Raw genomic sequence first — 18,020 nt, 5'->3', positions numbered from 1 at the left:
CCCGGCGTCGCGCGTTACTTGGACGGTGCCTGCATCATGCCGCCCATCTGCGCGCAGGTGCCGGCGGGTACGTACTTCCACGACATCGGGTCTTTGTCGATCTTCGACTGGCCGGCGCAGGCGTGAGCGCTGCCGGGGCTGGCGCAGTCGTTCTGGCCGGCCTTGGCGACGCCGTAGCATTTTTCCTTGCCGGCGGCATCGGCGGCGTGCACTGGCGTCGACAGTGCACCCAGTGCGAGCAGGCTACCCAGAGCGGCGGCGATCATGGCGTGTTGTTTCATTTGCGTTCTCCTTGAGTGAACAGGTGTCGTTGAACGGCGGACAGGGTGGAATCCCTCGCCGTACGGTGCATTGCGGCATCGCGCAGATGTGTTCCGTGCACCTTCGTCGGCGCACATGCCCGTTCCTGACACGGAGAACAGAAATTTTTTTAGCTTTTTTTTTTATGGGGCAAACCGGCAATAAAAAAGGCGACCCGTATGGGGTCGCCTTCAGGCTGAACAGGAAAAATTTACCTGGCGTGCGCAGCGCGGGTGCGCGCCGCCTTCTTGGCGGCAGCGGATCGGCCCGCCGCACCCTTGGTGGCGGCGCCCTTCTTGGCGGCCGCCGAGCGCTCACTGCTCGAGCGCTTGGAGGCCGCGCTATGCGCTTGCTTGGAGAGCGACGCCTTGGATGCCGCCGAATGGCCTTCCTTCTTCAGCGTGCGGTTTGTGGTCTTGCTGCGCTTGGCCGTGGATTCGTTACTGGCACTGGCGTGGCTGCTTTTCTTGCTGCCGGCCTTGACGTCCTGTTCCGCCTTCTTGCGCGTGGCGGCCGACGCCTTGCCTTCCCCCGGCGGTTTGACGGCAACGCCAGAGCGGCGTGCCTTGGATAGCCCAATCGCAATGGCCTGCTTGGTGTTTTTCGCACCGTGCTTGCCTTCGCGGATGTGATCCATCTCTTCCTTCACGAAGTTGCTCGCCTGGGTCGAGGCGGCCTTGCCGTGGCGCTTGTCGGCGCGCGCACGTTCTACGGTTTTGCGTTCCGGCATGATGACGTCCTCCGTTGAGTTGGAGCGCCGGCCGGCAATGCAGTGGATCAACTCACAGATCAGCAAACCGGCAGCGCTTGCGCCAACAACCACGCAACCGGCGTACCTGCATTGCTAGCGCCTCAGCTCACGCGGAAATGCTCGATGCTCTGTCCGGCGTTGACGGCGCGTTGCAGCCAGTCGGGCATGTCGCCCGAGCCGTCCCAGTGCTGGCCGTCGGCGCTCATGTAGACCGGGCCGATGGGTGCGGGTGGCGCGGGCGGTGGCGGAGGCGCGTCAAAGCAGCCATGCGCCTGCAGATCTTCGACAGACAGGTCGTAGGTTTGCATTTGTTCCAGGATCCAGGCGATCGCGGTTTCGCGACCCAGCTCCGGCGGGTGACCTTCCTTCATCTTGTACGTATGCTTTTGGGGTTTCTGTCCGCCGGCTGCCAACGGGAGAGAGAGGCAGGCGCAGGGCGCGCCGGGCGCCAGCGGAAAACGCACAAGAATAACAGCAGTTGGGCCGCCCATTCGTGTTGCGAACGCGGCGGCCTATTGCGCGTATTGCGTTATTTCGAAACGGGTGAATCGGCCTGCGCCCGCAACCATCGATAGGGAGACCACCCCAGGTTCATGCCTGCCGCCGCCAGCAGGATCGCCCCCGCGCCCAAAAACTGCGCCAATTGCAGCCGATGCCCGAACGCAATGATGTCCACCACGATGGCAACGATCGGATAGACGAACGACAACGACCCCGTCAGATGCGTCGGCAGCCGCTGGATGGCGCCATAGAGCAGGATGTACATCAATCCCGTATGCACCACGCCCACCGTGACAAGAATCACCCACGTATGCGCATCGGCCGGCGGATGCGACAGGTTGGCCAGCGGTGCCAGCATCAGTACGCCCACGCACACCTGGATGAGTGCAATCAGATGCGGCGGCGTACCGGCCAGCTTCTTGATCAGGAGCGCGGCCACCGCGTAGGCAAACGCCGCGCCCAGCGCCATCGCAATGCCCGTCAGGTAATCGGTACCCATGCTGGCCACAGGCCCCACCTGCACGATCAGCACGACGCCGATGAAGGCGATGGCCAACCATGTGAGCTTGGTCGCCGTCAGTTTTTCCGACAGAAACAGTGCCCCCAGCCCCACCAGCATGAATGGCTGGGTGTTGTAGACCGCCGTGGCAATCGAGATGGACGCGCGCGGATACGCCGCAAACAGCAGCAGCCAATTGATGACGATGGCCACGCCGCCCAGCGCGGCAATGCCGGCGCGACGCCACGTGATCGCACCGCGCAGCAAACCCAAGCCGGCGCATACGCCCAGCAGCGTCAGCGCGCCGAACACGCAGCGCCAGAACACCACGTCGGTCACCGGCTGGCCTGAGCGGACGACAAACCAGCCGATCGTCCCCGAGATGACCATGGCGGTGGTCATCTCCACCGTGCCGCGCGTCTTATCGTTCATGCGAATCACCTTGAGCCTTGGATGCAATAAGGATCGCATGCGGATGGCCTGACTTCCATTGCATTTCTAAGGCAAAATAAGCATTCTTTCTAATGAAATAAGGCAGAATGCCTGAATGGGCGACGGGAGATATGGTGAACACGATTGACGCGCTGGATCAACGCATTCTGGATGTCCTGCTGACCGATTCCCGCATCTCGCTCAAGCAACTGGCTGAGCAGGTGGGCCTGTCGTCCCCCAGCGTGTCGGAGCGCCTGCGCCGGCTGGAAGAGCGCGGCGTGATCCGGCATTACACCGTCGAGATTGACCCCGCGGCGCTGGGCTACACGCTGCAGGCCATCGTCCGGGTGCGGCCGATGCCGGGCAAGCTGCATATCGTGCAGAAGCTGATCGAAGAGATTCCCGAGATTGGCGAATGCGACAAGGTCACGGGCGAAGACTGCTTCATCGCCCGGTTGTACGTGCGCTCGATCGATCAGCTCGACCAGATTCTTGATCGCGTGGCTTATCACGCCGAGACCAATACCGCCATCGTCAAGACCCAACCGGTGAAGCGGCGTGCGCCGCCCCTTGCACCGGCGGATTGACGTGTCGGCGGTTATGCGATGACAGCCTGCTCCTGGATGGCTGCGCGGGCCATGGCTTGCCGCAGATCGGCAATCAGGTCTTCCGGCGCCTCCAGCCCCACATTGAGCCGCACCAGGCGGCCGCGATAGTGGCGATTCGGTCGGGCCAGCGCCGGATATGGCATCACCAGGCTGCTCGTGCCGCCCCAGCTCATGCCAATCCTGAACATGCGCAGCGCGTCAATGAAGGCGTTGACCTGTTCGGCGCAGACGCTCTCCTGGAACACCACCGAAAACACGCTGGTTGCGCCGGTAAAGTCGCGCTTCCAGAGTTCATGGCCAGGGCATGACGGCAGCGCCGGATGCAGCACCCTGGCAACGCAATCCTGCAGATGCAGCCAGCGCGCCACTGCCAAGGTGGAGGCTTGCAGGCGTTCGAGCCGCAGGCCCAACGTTTGCAAGCCACGTAGCGCCAGGCTGCAATCGTCGGGCGAGGCGCCCATGCCCAGATCGGCGAAGGCGCTGCCCACACGTTCGAACATGGCTTCCGAGTTGACCGAGACCGACCCGAGCAACAGATCGCTGTGGCCGCCCACGTACTTCGTCAGCGCCTGCATGCTGATGTCTACGCCGTGCGCAAAAGCATCGAAATACACGCCGGCCGTGTACGTGTTGTCGAGCGCCACCGGCACGCCGCGCGCATGCGCCGCTGCCACGATTGCGGGCACGTCCTGCACTTCCATCGTGACCGAGCCGGGGCTTTCGGTCCAAACGAGCGTGGTGTTCGGGCGGATGAGGCCGCCGATGCCAGCACCGATGAGCGGGTCATAGGTTTCGACCTCGATGCCCATGCGTTTGAGCAGGCCGTCGGCCATGCTGCGGTTGGGCCCGTAGGCACTGAACGGCACCAGCACATGGCTGCCCGCGCCGCAGCAGGCCAGGTAGACGAGGGCGATGGCCGCCTGCCCGCCGGGGACGATAAAGCTGTGGCGTGCGCGTTCGAGTTGCGCAATCCGCGCGCCGAGTTCAATGGCGGTCGGGGTGCCGTACAAGCCGTAGGTATAGCCGTGCTGCGCATGGCGCCAGTCGTCTACGACCTGCGCCGCATTGTCGAACAGCACGGTTGAACCGCGGTAGACGGGTGTCACCAACGACCGAAAGCCGCCAGGGGCAAGCGTTTCCGGGTTGACGAGCTGGGATTGCCAATGCATGGGGCGGGCCTCTGCGAACGAATGGACCATGAAATCCTATGTCAGGTCCGCAGAGCAATTTCAGCTATTCTGCCCAGCCAGACGCAAAAATTTCTCGCTCCGAGCCGGCTATGGCCCCACAGAAATCGCTCGAACTCGACGCATTCGACATCGCGATCCTCAACGCTGTGCAGCGGTGCTACACCACGCCGCTGCGCGTGATCGGGGAGGAGGTCAATCTATCGACCGCGGCCGTGCAGCGGCGCATCAAACGGATGGAGGAGGCGGGCGTCATCGTCGGCAACGTGGCGCTGGTGGACCCAGAGCGGGTGGGCAAACCCATCACCGTCATCGTTGAGGTGCATGCCGAGCGCACCAATACCGCGGCGATGGCTGCGCTCAAGAAGGCGCTCTCCGGCCCCGAGGTGCAGCAGTGCTATTACGTGACCGGCGAGGCCGATTTCGTCCTGATCCTGAACGTGGCCACGATGACAGAGTACGAAGCCCTGGCGCGTCGGCTGTTCGACGACAACGACAACATCAAGTGGTATCGCACGGCCGTGGTGCTCAACCGCGTGAAGATCGGCCTCGAGGTGCCGCTGGGCTAGCGTTGCGTGCCGTTCCACCGCCAGCCCAAAGCGTCAATACGGGGATGAGGCTATAGTGCCCCAGCGCTCGGCTTGATAAGGTTCGGGCGCCCATAACACGTACGCTGGCACGACCGGCGTCCATGAAGGTACCAAAGGAGCTCCTATGCAGAATCCAAGAACAGGCATGCGGTGGATCACCGCCGCAATCGCATCCATCAGCATCACGACCGTCGCACACGCGGCATCCGTCGCACCCGTGGCCGCGGAGAACGGCATGGTTGTCGCAGCACAGCATCTGGCCAGCAAGGTCGGTGTCGACGTGCTCAAGCGCGGTGGCAATGCGGTGGATGCCGCAGTGGCAGTGGGCTACGCACTGGCGGTGGTCTATCCGGCTGCCGGCAACCTGGGCGGCGGTGGTTTCATGACCATCCAACTGGCCGATGGCCGCAAGACCTTCCTCGACTTCCGTGAAGTCGCCCCGAAGGGCGCCACCGCCAACATGTACCTCGACAAGGACGGCAACGTCATCAAGGGCGCGTCCACCAAGGGCCACCTGGCAGTGGGTGTGCCGGGCACCGTGTCGGGCATGGAATACGCCCGCCAGAAGTACGGCACCATGCAACGCGCTGCACTGATCGCGCCGGCTATCACGCTGGCCGACAAGGGCTTCGTCCTCGATCAGGGCGATGTCGACATGCTGCACACCTCCACCAAGGACTTCCAGGAAGACGCTGCATCCGGCGCGATCTTCCTGAACAAGGGCCAGCCGTTCCAGGTGGGTGAGAAGCTGGTGCAACGCGATCTGGCCAAGACGTTGCGCGAGATCAGCAGCAAGGGCACCGACGGCTTCTACAAGGGCTGGGTCGGGCAGGCCATTGCTGCGTCGAGCAAGGCCGGTGGTGGCCTGATCACGCAAGAGGATCTCGTCAGCTACAAAACGCGCGAACTGGCGCCGGTCGAGTGCGACTACCGTGGCTATCACGTGGTGTCGGCACCGCCCCCAAGCTCGGGCGGCGTGATCATCTGCGAAATGCTGAACATCCTGGAAGGCTATCCGCTCAAGGATCTGGGCTGGCATTCCGCGCAGGCCACCCACTACCAGATCGAAGCCATGCGCCACGCTTATGTGGACCGCAACAGCTACCTGGGCGACCCGGACTTCGTCAAGAACCCGCTGGACCGTCTGCTGAGCAAGGACTACGCGGCCAAGATCCGTGCCGTGATCGACCCGAAGAAGGCCGGTGTGTCGAAGGACATCAAGCCGGGCGTCGAGCCGCACGAGGGCAGCAATACGACGCACTACTCGATTGCTGACAAGTACGGCAACGCAGTGTCCGTCACGTATACGCTCAACGACTGGTTTGGTGCAAAGGTGACGGCCGCCAAGACGGGCGTGATCCTGAACGACGAGATGGACGACTTCACCGCCAAGGTGGGCGTGCCGAACCTGTACGGCCTGGTGCAGGGCGAGGCCAACTCGATTGCCCCGGGCAAGCGTCCGCTGTCGTCGATGAGCCCGACCATCGTCACCAAGGACGGCAAGCCCGTCATGGTGGTGGGCACGCCGGGCGGCAGCCGCATCATCACGGCCGTCATGCTGACCATGATCAACGCGATCGACTACGGCATGAACGTGCAGGAAGCCGTCGATATGCCGCGCTTCCACCAGCAATGGCTGCCGGACGTGACCAACGTCGAGCCGTACGCGCTGTCGGAAGATACGCGCAAGATGCTGACGTCGATGGGCCACAACCTGGGTGCGCCGCAGCCGGCCAACCACCTGGCGGCGATCATCGTCGGTGCGCCGTCGCTGGGCGGCAAACCGGTCGGCAACAACCGCTTCTATGGCGCGAATGATCCGCGTCGCAACACGGGGCTGGCAGCCGGTTATTGATTGGCGTTGCAGCACCCGCAGTATGGAAAAAGCCCGCAAATGCGGGCTTTTTTCTTGGGCGGCACAGAAAACGGTCGATCAGGCCAGCGCCGTCAACACCGGCAGATTGCCTTCGCCAAAGCCGTGATGCCCGCGCCGCTGCACGATCTCGAAGAAGATCTCGCCCGGGTGGCGTTTGACGAAGGTTTGCAGGAACAGTTTGGGTACGCCGTCGACGATCTCGCCGTCGATCAGGATGCCGTACCGGCGCAGTGCTTCCAGGTCCAACCCGTGACCGGGCAGGCGCGCGTCGACGGTGTCGTAGTAGTGCGCAGGGGGCTCGACGAAGGTCAGGCCGTTGGCGGCCAGCGCGGTGGCTGTGCGCAGGATGTCGTCGGTGGCCAACGCAATGTGTTGCACGCCTTCGCCGGGGTGGTCGGGCAAGTAGGCGTGCATGAGGTGCGCGCGGTGCGTGCCTTCTTCATAGAGGGGAATGCGGATCATGCCGCACGATGACACCATCACGCGGGAATCTGCCGCGACGTGCCAGTTGGCATGCAGTTCGTGGATTTCACTGAAGCCGAGCTGGTTGCGGTAGAAGTCGATCCAATCCTGCAGGCGGCCGGGGCCGACGGTTTGCGTCAGGTGGTCGACCCGCGCCAGCCCAACGCCGGCGTGGTGCCAGTCCTCATGCGCGGTCGCGGTGTCCAGCGGCCGGAAGTCGATGTCATAGATGGAAATATCGCCCAAGCCTCCCCTGGCGCCGTGCTTGCCGCGCCAGCGGTCGACAAAATACAGGTGCGTATCGCCCACGCCCTGGATGGCCGGGATCACCAGCTCGCTCGGGCCGATCGGCTCGGCCTCGGCCGGCCATGCGCCCAGTTCAACGGTGCGGTCATAGGCGCGCTGTGCATCGTCGACGCGAATCCCGATGGCGCAGATGCCCACGCCATATTCCTCTGCCCAGCGGTGCGCGAAGGAATCGGCTTCGGCATTGACAAGGAAGTTCATGTCGCCTTGCCGGTACAGCGTGACGTCCTTGCTCACGTGCCGCGCAATGGCCTTGAAGCCGAGCGATACGAACACCTGGCCGAGCGCGACAGGCGCTTGGGTGGCGAACTCAATGAACTCCAAGCCGGCGGTCTTGAATGGCAGGTCGGCGTTGCGGCTCATGGTCAAACTCCTGTGGCTGAAGCAAAGAATGAGGACACCGCATTGTGTACCACGCGCGTGGCAATGCACATCCAACAGTCGTTATGCGGCAGCCCTTTGTGGATCCGGCTGATTCTGCAGCTTTGGTAGCCAAAGGAAGGCGATGCACGCGAGCACGGCGCCGGCAAGCATCATCGGCACGACCATGGGCCAGGCGCCGAGGCTGTGCGATGGGTTGTCAAAGGCGGCCGCGGTCTGCCCCAGGCAGAAGGCAGCCAGCATCATGATGAAGCCCGACCATGACACCGCCCGCCCCGCAAGATGCGGTAGCTCGCCCACCGCGCCTGCCTGGCCGCAAGGCTGGTGGATGCCGTGGCCCATGCAATAGACGCCGTGCCCGAGCAGCAGCGGCCATGCATGCCCGGGAAGCAGCCAGCAGCCCAATCCCTGGATGCAGGCGCCGATCAGGCTGAGCGTTGCGCCTTGCTGCACCGTCCGCACGAGGCTTTGGCGACGCAGCAGGCGTCGGCAGCCGGTTGTACTCACGATATAGACGAGCGAGCCGCCGGCCGGTATCCAGCCGTAAAGCTCGGGTGACAGGCCGAGGTACGCGATATAGACCATCGGCGAAAGCAGCAGGAAGCAGAAGATGCCGGCGTAGGTTGTGGCGGCCAGCAGCCCCCAGAGGCGAAAATCCGCACTGGAAAAGATCTCACGCACGCTGCCTGCCTGGTTGTGCGTCTCTTGCCGGGTCTCGGCAAAGCCGTACCAGCACATCGCCCACAGCACGATCGCATAGAAGCTCATGCCCGCCAGCACCCAGCGCCAACCTGCGTGTTGCGCGACAAAGGCACCGAGAATCGGTGCCATCAACGCCACGAAGCCCAGCCCCGTGAGACCGCGCGCCATGACGTGCGGACCATCGCGTGCCGGGTGCAGATCGCGTACGGCAGCGCGCGTGCATACCAGGATGGCGGCCATCGAGAAACCCTGCAGGGCGCGCGCTGCGGTCAGCATGGAAGCGGTCGTTGCCAGCGCGCCGGCCAGCGCAGCCATGGCGTAGCATGCGAGCCCGATCAGCAGCACCTGGCGGCGGCCAAAACGATCGGCCAGGCTGCCCATCGGCAGTTGCCCAATGCCAAAGGCCAGCGCGAAGACCGTGAGGCTCGTGCTGGCCGATCCCAGCGTCTGGGCAATGGCTGGCAGGGCGGGGAGGTAACTGTCGGTCGCAACCGGCTGTGCCGACAGCAACAACGGCAGCAGCAGGGCAAAGCTCAGGGGGCGACGCGTCATCGGCTCAATATGCAATGGCTGCGCTGCGCCGCAGCTCCTCTGCGGAAGCGGTGCCGAAACCGAAGAACTCCAGATACGCGGGAATCATCTCGAACAGCATGTCGGTACCGACCTGGACGTCGCAACCCTTGTCGAGCGCCGCGCGCAGCAGCGGCGTGTACTCGGATTTCATGACCACTTCGCCCACAAAGCAGTTGGGCGCGATGCGCGTCACGTCGAAGGGCAGCGGATCGTCTTCCTTCATCCCCACCGGTGTGGCGTTGACGACGACATCGAAGCCGTCCGGATCATTCGACCCGGTGCGCACGAGCAACGCGGGGTAGTGCTCGCGCAGACGTCGCCCCAGCGATTCAGCGGATTCTGCGCGCGTGTCATACAAGGCCAGCTCGCCCACACCGGCCGCCGCCAGCGACGCGGCAATCGCCGAACCGACACCGCCGGCTCCTGAAAGCAGCACACGCGCCCCTTCAAGCTGGCGCCCCTTGCGCAGCACGCCGCGCACAAAGCCGGCACCGTCGAATTGGTCGCCCAGCAAGGTGCCGTCATCGCGCTTGAGCACCGCATTGCAGGCGCCCGCAATGCGCACGGCGGGCGTGACTTCATCGACCAAATCCACCGTGGTGACCTTGTGTGGCATGGTGATCAGCGCGCCGCGCAGGTTGGTGAAGCGGCAGATCGATTCGAGGCTCTGCGCGTAATCCTCTGCCTTGACCCCCATGGGCACCACAACGGCATCGATGCCTTTTTGCTCGAACCAGGGGTTGTAGATCATCGGCGACTTGAACGTCTCGGTCGGGTAGCCGATGTGGGCGATGAGGGTGGTTTTTCCAGAAATCATGGTTCAGGAGAGGCGTGTTTCAGGCGGCCAAGGCTCCGGCCCGCTGGCGGGCATATTCAGCCTTGTCGACGGGTTGGGCGGTGGGCTGCCCCAGGTCGTCCATGTGGATGCGGTAGGTCTCGCGTGCGCTCATGGCGGCCACGGCGGCAATCACCGTGACGCCAAAGGCAATGGCGCCCACGGTCAACCAGATGTTGGTGGCTCCCGGCGGCGCCACGGCAGTGAAGAGCGCTGGCAGCATGGCGGTGATGGCAGTACCGATGTTCTGCGAAATCGCCATGGCCGACACACGGGTGCGCGTCGGGAACAACTCTGGATAGAAGCTCGGGAACACCGCGTTGTAGCCTTGGTAGACCACACCCCACATCAGGATCGACATGGCAAACGCGAGCGGCACGTTCTTGATGCTGATGGCGTACAGGTAGGCAAAGGCAAGCACCCCGGCGAGCAGGGAGCCCAGCACGATCGGCGGCTTGCGGCCAATGCGGTCGGACAGATCGCCAACATACGGAATGACCAGCACTGCAACGATGTTGCCCACCACCGGAATCCACAGGTAGATGTCTTTGGCAAAGCCGATGCCGTAAGCCGGCTGCACCGCATAGGCCGCGCCGAAGATGGTTGCCACCACCGGAATCACGTTCATCAGCGCCATGCAGACCACGCGCAGCATGTCGGGCGTGCTGTATTTGAAAGCGTCGAGCACGGGCGAGCGCGGGCGGCCTTGTTGCTGTTGCTCAGCGGTAAACGCGGGTGTTTCGTGCACTTCGCGGCGGATGATGTAGCCGGCAATGATGACCACGAAGCTCAGCAGGAACGGAATGCGCCAGCCCCAGGTGTTGAACTGGTCGGCAGGCATGTAGTGCGCCAGCGGCAAGAACACGGCGGCCGCCAGAATCTGCCCGGCTTGCACGCCTTGCAGCGTAAAGCTCGCGTAGAAGCCGCGCCGGCCAAACGGTGAGTGCTCCAGGATCATCGAGCTGGCGCCCGAGATTTCACCGGCCACGGCAAACCCCTGGATCAGGCGCATGATGACCAGCAGTGTCGGCGCCCACAGGCCGACTTGGTCATACGTCGGCAACAGGCCCACGCCGATGGTCGAAAAGCCCATCAGGAACATGCACCACAGCAGCACGTTCTTGCGCCCGTGCGTGTCGCCGAGATGGCCCAGAACGAACGCGCCGATCGGCCGCGCGACATAGCCCACGCCATAGGTGGCGAGCGAGGCGATGATCGCCGTCTTCGGGTCGCCCTTGGGGAAGAATATCTGCGGAAAGATCAGCGCCGCTGCGGTGGCGTAGATAAAGAAGTCGTAGTACTCGAGCGCCGAGCCGATCCAGCCGCTGGCGGCGGCTTTCTTCGACTGGTGCTTGCCCAGGGGCTCGTGGGCAGGGGCTGCGGTCATGGTTGTCTCCGGTTTTATCTGTGCGGCCTATCGTGCAATGCGTTCGATGAAGGGCCGTCTGTACACGCAACGCAGCGTAGTCCGCCGCCAGGGCGGGGCACAAGCGACTGTCGCTGGAAAGCGTTCGATAATCGCACAATATGGTGCGAATAACGAACGACTCAAGGGTTTCTCCGAGTCCGTAGGTGTGTCAACGCATGACGCCTTGGTGCAACGGACGTGCGTGGCGAGTTACAGCACACGCATGATCGAAAGTGCGGTGTCCTGCAGCACCTGCAGCACACGCTGCAAGGCGTGCTCGGTCGTTTCTGCGCCGACTTGCATGTTCACGCTCAACGCTGCGATCACGTTGCCATGACGGTCGCGCAGCGGTACCGCCACCCCGCGGACGCCAATCTGCAATTGCTGCTCGACCACGGCGTAGTCTTGCCGGTTGGCCTTGCGGATCTCATCGAGCAGCCGGTCGCGCTGCAGGATCGTATAGGGCGTATAGGGCGTCAGCACGCAGGTCTCCAACCAGGCCTGGACGGTCTGTTCGGGCAGCGCGGCCAGCATCATCACCCCCGCCGATGCGAGCGGCGCCGGAACGCGCGCCCCCAGCACGAAACCGGTGCTCATGACGCGGCTCGTGCTGGTGCGCGAGATGAACACCAGCTCCCACTCGTCGAGCACGCTGAGGTAGGCCACTTCGCCAACTGCGGCCGTGACCTGCTGCAGGAACGGCTGCACCGTGCGCGGCAGGCGTGCCGAATCGAAGTACGACCAGCCCACCTTCAGCACGCGCGGCGTCAGGCTGAATAGCGTGCCTTCGCTGGTGAGGTAGCCCAGGTGTTCAAGCGTCAGCAGGTAGCGGCGCGCGGCGGTGCGGGTGAGGCCGGTCAACTCGGCCGCCTGCGTGGGGGTTAGCCGCGGATGGTCATGGTCGAACGCTTCCAGGATGGCGAGCCCTTTTTCCAGCCCGGCGATCCAGTCGCGCCGGTTCAGCGGTTCCTTCGTCATGGCGATAACCCTAAAAACGAGCGATATGTGCGCACGATTGTACGATCATCGCACGTTGTTGCGCGAATGCCGCTTGTGAATGCACTGCGTGCCCACCTACGCTGCGGGCATCGTCAGACCAACGCATTGCCATGAATTCGCTCCGCGCAGCGCGCCATCCCAAATGCATTGCCACCGTGTGCCTGTCCGGCACGCTGCCTGAAAAGCTGGAAGCGGCGGCCGCTGCCGGCTTTGATGGCATCGAGATCTTCGAAAACGATCTGCTGAACTTCGACGGCTCGCCGGCCCGCGTGCGGCAGATGGCGGCAGACCTTGGGCTGGCGATCATGCTGTACCAGCCGTTCCGCGATTTCGAATCCATGCCGCGTGAGGCATTGGCCCGAAACCTTGCGCGCGCCGAGCGCAAGTTCGACGTGATGGCCGAGTTGGGTGTCGAGACGGTGCTGGTATGCAGCAACGTGCAGGACATCGCCATCGACGACCCGGCGCGCGCGGCAGACGATCTGCGCCAGATGGCAGAAGCAGGGGCGCGGCGCGGGTTGCGCGTCGGCTATGAGGCGCTTGCATGGGGGCGGCACACGCGGACGTGGCGCCAGGCCTGGCAGATCGTGCAGCAGGCTGACCATCCGGCGCTCGGGCTGATTCTCGACAGCTTCCATACGCTGTCGCTGGGCGATTCGCTGCAGGGGCTCCAGGAGGTACCTGCGGACAAGCTCTTCTTTGTGCAGTTTGCGGATGCGCCAAGGTTGTCGATGGACGTACTGTCCTGGAGCCGGCATCACCGTAACTTTCCGGGGCAGGGCGACCTGCCAGTGACGGACTTTGCACGCGATTTGCTTGCCGCTGGCTATGCCGGGCCGCTATCGCTGGAAGTCTTCAATGATGAATTCCGCTCTGCGCCCGCGCGGCTGACGGCGCTGGACGGCATGCGTTCGCTGCTCTGGCTGGAGTCCGAAGCGGGCGGTGCGGAACTGCCCGCCGCCGCTCAATTTGAAGGCGTGGATTTCCTGGAGTTTGCCGTGGATGCCGCGGCAGGGCGGGAGCTTGAAACGCGCCTGCGTGCGCTGGGTTTTGCCTGGGCCGGGCACCACCGCTCCAAGGCGGTTGACCTGTATCGGCAAGGCCGCGTCAACGTGATCCTGAATATGGAGCAGGACAGCGCGGCGTCCGAGCATTTCGAGCTGCACGGGCCCTCTGTCTGTGCGATCGGCCTGAAGGTGGACGATGCCGAGCGCGCCATGGCACGCGCACGTATGTTGTGCGCGCAGGAGTGGCGGGGGCCGGTGGGGCCTGCCGAACGCAGCATCCCCGCGCTGCGCGCCCCCGATGGCACGCTGCTCTATCTGATCGATGATCGCCAGGCCGATCGCAGCATTTATGAAAGCGATTTCGTTTTGCATCCTGGCGTGCAAGACGATGCAGCAGGTCTGGCATCGATCGACCACGTTGCGCAGGCGCTTCCCGCGCACCGGCTCGACAGCTTCGTGCTGTTCTACCGGGCCATTTTCGGCATGCAAGCCGAAGCCGTACAGGAGATTGCCGACCCGTACGGCCTGGTGAAAAGCCGGGCAATGGTGAGCCCCGACCGCAACGTACGGATTCCGCTCAACGTATCGGAAAGCGGGCGCACGGCCACCGGCCGGTTCATCGCCGCCTATGCGGGCTCGGGCGTGCATCACATTGCATTTCGCACTGACCGGCTGTTCGAAACCGTTGAAGCCATCGACCGCGGCGCGGCCCACCTGCAGCACGTGCCCGAGAACTACTACGACGACGTCGCAGCCCGGCTCGGGCTTGACGATGCGCTGCTCACCCGCCTGCACGACGACGGTCTGCTCTACGACCGCGACCCGCACGGCGATTTTCTGCACACCTACACCGAACCCTTTCGCGAGCGCTTTTTCTTCGAGCTTGTCCAGCGCAACGGCTACCTCGGCTACGGCGCGGCAAACGCTGCCGTGCGCATGGCCGTGCAGGCGCAACTGAGCCGCAGCAGCACCACGACGGCCGACCACTGAATCACGAGAACCTTGGCGCTCACGGTTGTGCGGCCGTGGGCGGTATCCACGCAACACCACGGCTGCGCGGGCAGCCGTCGCACATCCATACCCATCACATCAAAGAGGAGACAAGGGAGCCATGAACAAGACAATGATTGCCGCACTGGTGCTCGGAGCCACGAGCCTGCCAGCGGCTGCGCAAACCGCCGGCGGTGTCACGCTCTACGGGCTGATCGACACCACCGTCCGCTATAGCACGCACGAAAACGCGGCCGGCAACAGCAATCTGCAGATGATGGACGGCGTGCTGACCGGCAGCCGCTGGGGCTTGCGCGGCACGGAAGATCTGGGAGGCGGCACCAAGGCCATGTTTATTCTGGAATCGGGCTTCTTCCCCGATACCGGCGGTAGCCAGCAGGGCGGGCGTCTGTTCGGACGCACTGCGGTGGTCGGCCTGGAAGGCGACTACGGCAAGCTCTACCTGGGCCGGCAGTACACGCTGGCGCACGAGGTCTTGTCTTCGTACGAGGCAATGGCGTTTGCCAACAACTCCATTGTCGGCTATCAGGGTGGTAACTACACCGGCCTGCGCTACGACAACACGCTCAAATACATCAAGTCGTTCGGCGGCCTGCAACTTGCCGGCGCATGGACCTTTGGCGAAGCCGCGGGCAGCTTCAGCAAGAGTTCGGCCGGCGCGGGGTCGATCGTCTACAGCATGGGACCGGCGGAAGTGGGCGCGGTGTACCAGGTCACGCACGATGTGTCATCGGCGTTCTTCGGGGCAGTGCCGGCAGCCCTGGCCAGCAAGCAGACGGTCTGGGGCTTTGGTGGCAAGCTCGATACCTCGATCGCCACGTGGTACCTGGGCTATACGAACAGCCGTCTCGACGTGGCCGACTACAAGAACCAGGCCGCTTATGTGGGCGCGAAGGTGCCGATCTCCGGCGCACTGAGCTTCATCGGCACCGTGCAGTACGACTGGATGAAGCACCTCGACGCGAGCGGCAAGCGCCTGACCACTGCCGGCATGCTCGACTACGCCTTCAGCAAGCGCACCGACGTCTACGCCGAAGTTGACTACACCCGCCTGCAGGGCGCCTGGATTGCGCTGAACAGCGCGACCACGTTCAGCAACTCGGGCAACACGTATGGCAACAACTCGCGCCTGGGTGTCATGCTGGGCGTGCGGCACAAGTTCTGACCGCTTTGGTCGTTCTCGCAATGAAAAAGCTCGCCAGAGTCTTGGCGAGCTTTTTCTCTTGCTGCGATCAATGCACCGGGCAGTCGCGCGCGATCACGTCGCCCACCATCGCGGCCGTGGCGCCGGACAGCGTCCAGCCCAGGTGCCCGTGGCCCGTGTTGTAGAACACGCGTGCATGCCGCCCACGGCCGACGCGCGGCATCATGTCCGGCATCATCGGGCGCAAGCCTGCCCATGGCACCACGCGCGACGTGTCAATAGCAAAGTTGCGGCGCGTCCAGGCCACCAGGGGTTCGATGCGATCCGCACGGATGTCGCGGTTGTAGCCGTTGAACTCTGCCGTGCCGGCCACGCGGAAGCGGCCAGTGCCCAGGCGGCTTGTCACGATCTTCGCGCTCTCATCGAGCAGGCTGACCCACGGCGCGCCTTGCACGCTGGCGTCGTCGTCCAGGTGCACGGTAATCGAATACCCCTTGACCGGATACACGTTGATGCGATCGCCCACCAATTGCGCGATCTGCCGGCTGCCCACGCCCGCGCACACGACCATCGCGTCGGCGGCAAGGTCCTGTACGACATTCGCCGCCTTGGTGGAAAGGCGGTCATCCAGTGTGGTCTGCAGCCGGAGGCGAACGCCGGCTTCAGTGGTTTCCACATCCCGCACATCCACGCCTTGCATGAAGCGAACGCCCCGCTTTGCGCAGGCCTGTGCGAGGCCGCGCGTGAACTTGTGGATGTCGCCGGTGGCGTCGGATTCGGTGAAGTAACCGCCGTAGTAGGTGCCGCGCAGTGTCGGCTCAATGGCAGCAATGTCTTCGGGGCTTACGGCGTGGCGCTCAAGCCCGCCGGCGACGAGCAGCGCGTTGGCCTTGCCTGCTGCCGCAAAGCTCGCCTTGTCGTGGTAGACGTGCAGAATGCCGCGTTTCTGCAGGTCGAAATCGATCTGCTCCCGTTCGGCCATCGCAAACAGGTGCTTGCGTGCCTCGATGGCCATGCGCGTGGTTTCGATGGTGTTGCGGCGGTAGTGCGCGATGCTGGCCACGAACTCGCCGATCCATGAGTACTTATGCCACGACGGCTTGGGATTGAGCAGCAGAGGGGCGTCGTTGCGCAGCATCCATTTGATGCCTTTGAGCAGCGTGCCGGTGCTGTTCCAGACTTCAGCGTTGCTGGCGGAAAGCTGCCCGCCGTTGGCGAACGAGGTTTCCATGGCCGGATACAGGTGGCGGTCGAGCACCGTGACCTGATAGCCGAGTTGCGAGAGCGTGTAAGCGGTGGTGACGCCGGAGATACCGGCGCCGACGATGACGATGTGCGTCATGGCGGTCCCTATGGAGTGATGTCATGACCGGACGATCCGGTCGGCTCACCCCATCTGTCTCGGGACCTGAGAGCTTGGGCGTCAGCAGCGCTGGCGCCTTCCCCTTCGGTGGGCGCGCGCGTGCACGCCTCTCTCCAGATTCGCAGTCGACGCCACAGTCCTTTTGCCTGAGAGTTTCCGGGGTGGTTGCTCCATCGGCGCCGGGCGTAGATTTCAGCCCGGTCTCTCCTGCGGCGTGTAGCAGCTGTCGTTGGTGCGCCAGCCGCGCCTGCATGCTGCCGGTGTCGGCAGCGGAGGGGAGTGTGTCACGGGTTGTGACGTTCGGCAAGTCGGGCTGACTCGGGGGAAACGGCTGGCGTGTCGTCTTTCAGGTCTACGCCACTGCGGCCAAGCGCCAGCGCGCCATTGAGCAGGAACACCAGCTTGGTCGCTGCCTGGTCATAGGTCAGCCCAGCCGGGCGCACATTCGAGATGCAGTTGCGCTCTGCATCGGTACGGCCGACGCGCGGCCCATGGGTCAGGTAGATGCCCAGGCTGTCAGGCGAACTTAAACCGGGCCGTTCGCCAATCAGCATCACCACCTGCCGCGCGTCGAGTAACGCGCCGATCTCGTCACCCAACGCCACACGGGATTGCTCGGCCACGACGACGGGCCCGATTGACCAATCCCTCGGCAGACGCTCACGCACGCGATGCAGGAGCGGAACACCGTGGCTCTGCGCGGCCAGCGCCGACAGCCCATCGGCAATCACGAAGACCACGTCGAATGGCTGCATGGCCCGCGCGGCTGCGAGCGTTGCCCGGCTGGCATCGTCAAGCTGGCGCCCAAGATCGGGGCGGCGCAGATACTGGGTGCGGTCTGCCGCCGCGCTGTGCACGGCGAGGGCAGTGAAGCCGCTTTGCGCTAGCGCCTCGGCCAGTGCTGCACGGTCTAGCGGCAAATGCACGGCATCGCGCGCCTGGGCATGCGCCACGCCAAAGGCGAGCACGGCGTCGGTCGTCTGACTGTTGCCGGCGCGGCCTAGCGCGATGCGTGCGTCGGTAAAGGCGCGCAGATGTGCCCAGGGGTTCGGCTGAACGAGGTTCTGTTTCGACATGTCCGGGTT

Annotated in this window: 17 protein-coding genes and 1 riboswitch; of the genes, 5 read left to right on the top strand and 12 right to left on the bottom strand. The window is 64.0% G+C overall.

The annotated features are described in order from the left end of the window. Positions 1-14: 14 nt before the first annotated feature. From R2N16_RS07075 to R2N16_RS07060, 4 genes are all read right to left on the bottom strand, one after another. On the bottom strand, positions 15-281 hold the full coding sequence (locus R2N16_RS07075; RefSeq protein WP_316664924.1) for a BufA1 family periplasmic bufferin-type metallophore: 267 nt from the start codon (positions 279-281) through the stop codon (positions 15-17). Positions 282-511: 230 nt separating this feature from the next. Further along, positions 512-1,030, bottom strand: a complete 519-nt coding sequence (locus tag R2N16_RS07070; protein WP_316664923.1) for a DNA-binding protein — start codon at positions 1,028-1,030, stop codon at positions 512-514. 122 nt (positions 1,031-1,152) lie between these two features. Beyond that, the gene (locus R2N16_RS07065; RefSeq protein ID WP_316664922.1) at positions 1,153-1,422 is read right to left on the bottom strand and encodes an H-NS family nucleoid-associated regulatory protein; all 270 of its coding nucleotides are present in this window, start codon (positions 1,420-1,422) and stop codon (positions 1,153-1,155) included. A 158-nt stretch (positions 1,423-1,580) separates the two neighbouring features. Beyond that, positions 1,581-2,483 carry a DMT family transporter gene (locus R2N16_RS07060; protein WP_316664921.1) on the bottom strand — a complete coding sequence of 301 codons (903 nt, stop codon included), beginning with the start codon at positions 2,481-2,483 and terminating at the stop codon, positions 1,581-1,583. A gap of 134 nt (positions 2,484-2,617) precedes the next feature. On the opposite strand from R2N16_RS07060, the gene R2N16_RS07055 reads away from it, so the two are divergent. Continuing rightward, a complete protein-coding gene (locus R2N16_RS07055; RefSeq protein ID WP_316665397.1) occupies positions 2,618-3,070 on the top strand; it encodes an Lrp/AsnC family transcriptional regulator in 453 nt (150 codons plus the stop codon). 11 nt (positions 3,071-3,081) lie between these two features. Here the strand turns inward: R2N16_RS07055 and R2N16_RS07050 are convergent, their stop codons facing one another. Next, on the bottom strand, positions 3,082-4,260 hold the full coding sequence (locus R2N16_RS07050) for a cystathionine beta-lyase (RefSeq protein WP_316664920.1): 1,179 nt from the start codon (positions 4,258-4,260) through the stop codon (positions 3,082-3,084). Between the two features lie 110 nt (positions 4,261-4,370). Between R2N16_RS07050 and R2N16_RS07045 the strand changes: the two genes are divergently transcribed. Together R2N16_RS07045 and ggt are read left to right on the top strand one after the other, a co-directional pair. Then, a complete protein-coding gene (locus tag R2N16_RS07045; RefSeq protein WP_316664919.1) occupies positions 4,371-4,847 on the top strand; it encodes an Lrp/AsnC family transcriptional regulator in 477 nt (158 codons plus the stop codon). Positions 4,848-4,992: 145 nt separating this feature from the next. Continuing rightward, positions 4,993-6,723: a gamma-glutamyltransferase gene (gene ggt / locus R2N16_RS07040; RefSeq protein ID WP_316664918.1), complete on the top strand. Its 1,731-nt coding sequence runs from the start codon at positions 4,993-4,995 to the stop codon at positions 6,721-6,723. 78 nt (positions 6,724-6,801) lie between these two features. Here ggt and R2N16_RS07035 read toward each other — a convergent pair whose 3' ends face one another. From R2N16_RS07035 to R2N16_RS07015, 5 genes are all read right to left on the bottom strand, one after another. Next, positions 6,802-7,875: a 4-hydroxyphenylpyruvate dioxygenase family protein gene (locus tag R2N16_RS07035; RefSeq protein ID WP_316664917.1), complete on the bottom strand. Its 1,074-nt coding sequence runs from the start codon at positions 7,873-7,875 to the stop codon at positions 6,802-6,804. Between the two features lie 81 nt (positions 7,876-7,956). Next, a complete protein-coding gene (locus tag R2N16_RS07030; protein WP_316664916.1) occupies positions 7,957-9,147 on the bottom strand; it encodes an MFS transporter in 1,191 nt (396 codons plus the stop codon). 4 nt (positions 9,148-9,151) lie between these two features. Continuing rightward, on the bottom strand, positions 9,152-9,985 hold the full coding sequence (locus tag R2N16_RS07025; RefSeq protein ID WP_316664915.1) for a shikimate dehydrogenase family protein: 834 nt from the start codon (positions 9,983-9,985) through the stop codon (positions 9,152-9,154). 19 nt (positions 9,986-10,004) lie between these two features. Continuing rightward, the gene (locus tag R2N16_RS07020; RefSeq protein ID WP_316664914.1) at positions 10,005-11,390 is read right to left on the bottom strand and encodes an MFS transporter; all 1,386 of its coding nucleotides are present in this window, start codon (positions 11,388-11,390) and stop codon (positions 10,005-10,007) included. 231 nt (positions 11,391-11,621) lie between these two features. After that, positions 11,622-12,389, bottom strand: coding sequence for an IclR family transcriptional regulator domain-containing protein (locus tag R2N16_RS07015; protein ID WP_316664913.1), 768 nt, complete (start codon positions 12,387-12,389; stop codon positions 11,622-11,624). 131 nt (positions 12,390-12,520) lie between these two features. Here R2N16_RS07015 and R2N16_RS07010 point away from each other — a divergent pair, with 131 nt between their 5' ends. Next, entirely contained in the window at positions 12,521-14,407 is a 1,887-nt protein-coding gene (locus R2N16_RS07010; RefSeq protein WP_316664912.1) for a bifunctional sugar phosphate isomerase/epimerase/4-hydroxyphenylpyruvate dioxygenase family protein, read from the top strand. 121 nt (positions 14,408-14,528) lie between these two features. Further along, positions 14,529-15,593, top strand: a complete 1,065-nt coding sequence (locus R2N16_RS07005; RefSeq protein ID WP_316664911.1) for a porin — start codon at positions 14,529-14,531, stop codon at positions 15,591-15,593. 67 nt (positions 15,594-15,660) lie between these two features. Here R2N16_RS07005 and R2N16_RS07000 read toward each other — a convergent pair whose 3' ends face one another. Together R2N16_RS07000 and eutC are read right to left on the bottom strand one after the other, a co-directional pair. Then, positions 15,661-16,914 (bottom strand): D-amino acid dehydrogenase, encoded by a 1,254-nt coding sequence (locus R2N16_RS07000; RefSeq protein WP_316664910.1) that lies wholly within the window; start codon positions 16,912-16,914, stop codon positions 15,661-15,663. 145 nt (positions 16,915-17,059) lie between these two features. Beyond that, positions 17,060-17,155, bottom strand: a riboswitch (glycine riboswitch). A gap of 64 nt (positions 17,156-17,219) precedes the next feature. Further along, positions 17,220-18,011 carry an ethanolamine ammonia-lyase subunit EutC gene (eutC, locus tag R2N16_RS06995; protein ID WP_316664909.1) on the bottom strand — a complete coding sequence of 264 codons (792 nt, stop codon included), beginning with the start codon at positions 18,009-18,011 and terminating at the stop codon, positions 17,220-17,222. Between the last annotated feature and the right edge of the window lie 9 nt (positions 18,012-18,020).

Origin of the sequence: Ralstonia psammae (assembly GCF_958405935.1) — a bacterium.
In the GTDB taxonomy this organism is placed as follows: domain Bacteria; phylum Pseudomonadota; class Gammaproteobacteria; order Burkholderiales; family Burkholderiaceae; genus Ralstonia; species Ralstonia psammae.
The sequence above is the reverse complement of the archived record's forward strand: the minus strand, read 5'-3'. Positions and strand labels throughout refer to the sequence as shown.

Coding starts and splice junctions, on each gene's coding strand:
- R2N16_RS07050 (WP_316664920.1), bottom strand. CDS start 4,260: ATGCATTGGCAATCCCAGCTCGTCAACCCGGAAACGCTTGCCCCTGGC.
- eutC (WP_316664909.1), bottom strand. CDS start 18,011: ATGTCGAAACAGAACCTCGTTCAGCCGAACCCCTGGGCACATCTGCGC.
- R2N16_RS07045 (WP_316664919.1), top strand. CDS start 4,371: ATGGCCCCACAGAAATCGCTCGAACTCGACGCATTCGACATCGCGATC.
- ggt (WP_316664918.1), top strand. CDS start 4,993: ATGCAGAATCCAAGAACAGGCATGCGGTGGATCACCGCCGCAATCGCA.
- R2N16_RS07005 (WP_316664911.1), top strand. CDS start 14,529: ATGAACAAGACAATGATTGCCGCACTGGTGCTCGGAGCCACGAGCCTG.
- R2N16_RS07015 (WP_316664913.1), bottom strand. CDS start 12,389: ATGACGAAGGAACCGCTGAACCGGCGCGACTGGATCGCCGGGCTGGAA.
- R2N16_RS07065 (WP_316664922.1), bottom strand. CDS start 1,422: ATGAAGGAAGGTCACCCGCCGGAGCTGGGTCGCGAAACCGCGATCGCC.
- R2N16_RS07035 (WP_316664917.1), bottom strand. CDS start 7,875: ATGAGCCGCAACGCCGACCTGCCATTCAAGACCGCCGGCTTGGAGTTC.
- R2N16_RS07070 (WP_316664923.1), bottom strand. CDS start 1,030: ATGCCGGAACGCAAAACCGTAGAACGTGCGCGCGCCGACAAGCGCCAC.
- R2N16_RS07010 (WP_316664912.1), top strand. CDS start 12,521: ATGAATTCGCTCCGCGCAGCGCGCCATCCCAAATGCATTGCCACCGTG.
- R2N16_RS07000 (WP_316664910.1), bottom strand. CDS start 16,914: ATGACGCACATCGTCATCGTCGGCGCCGGTATCTCCGGCGTCACCACC.
- R2N16_RS07060 (WP_316664921.1), bottom strand. CDS start 2,483: ATGAACGATAAGACGCGCGGCACGGTGGAGATGACCACCGCCATGGTC.
- R2N16_RS07075 (WP_316664924.1), bottom strand. CDS start 281: ATGAAACAACACGCCATGATCGCCGCCGCTCTGGGTAGCCTGCTCGCA.
- R2N16_RS07025 (WP_316664915.1), bottom strand. CDS start 9,985: ATGATTTCTGGAAAAACCACCCTCATCGCCCACATCGGCTACCCGACC.
- R2N16_RS07030 (WP_316664916.1), bottom strand. CDS start 9,147: ATGACGCGTCGCCCCCTGAGCTTTGCCCTGCTGCTGCCGTTGTTGCTG.
- R2N16_RS07020 (WP_316664914.1), bottom strand. CDS start 11,390: ATGACCGCAGCCCCTGCCCACGAGCCCCTGGGCAAGCACCAGTCGAAG.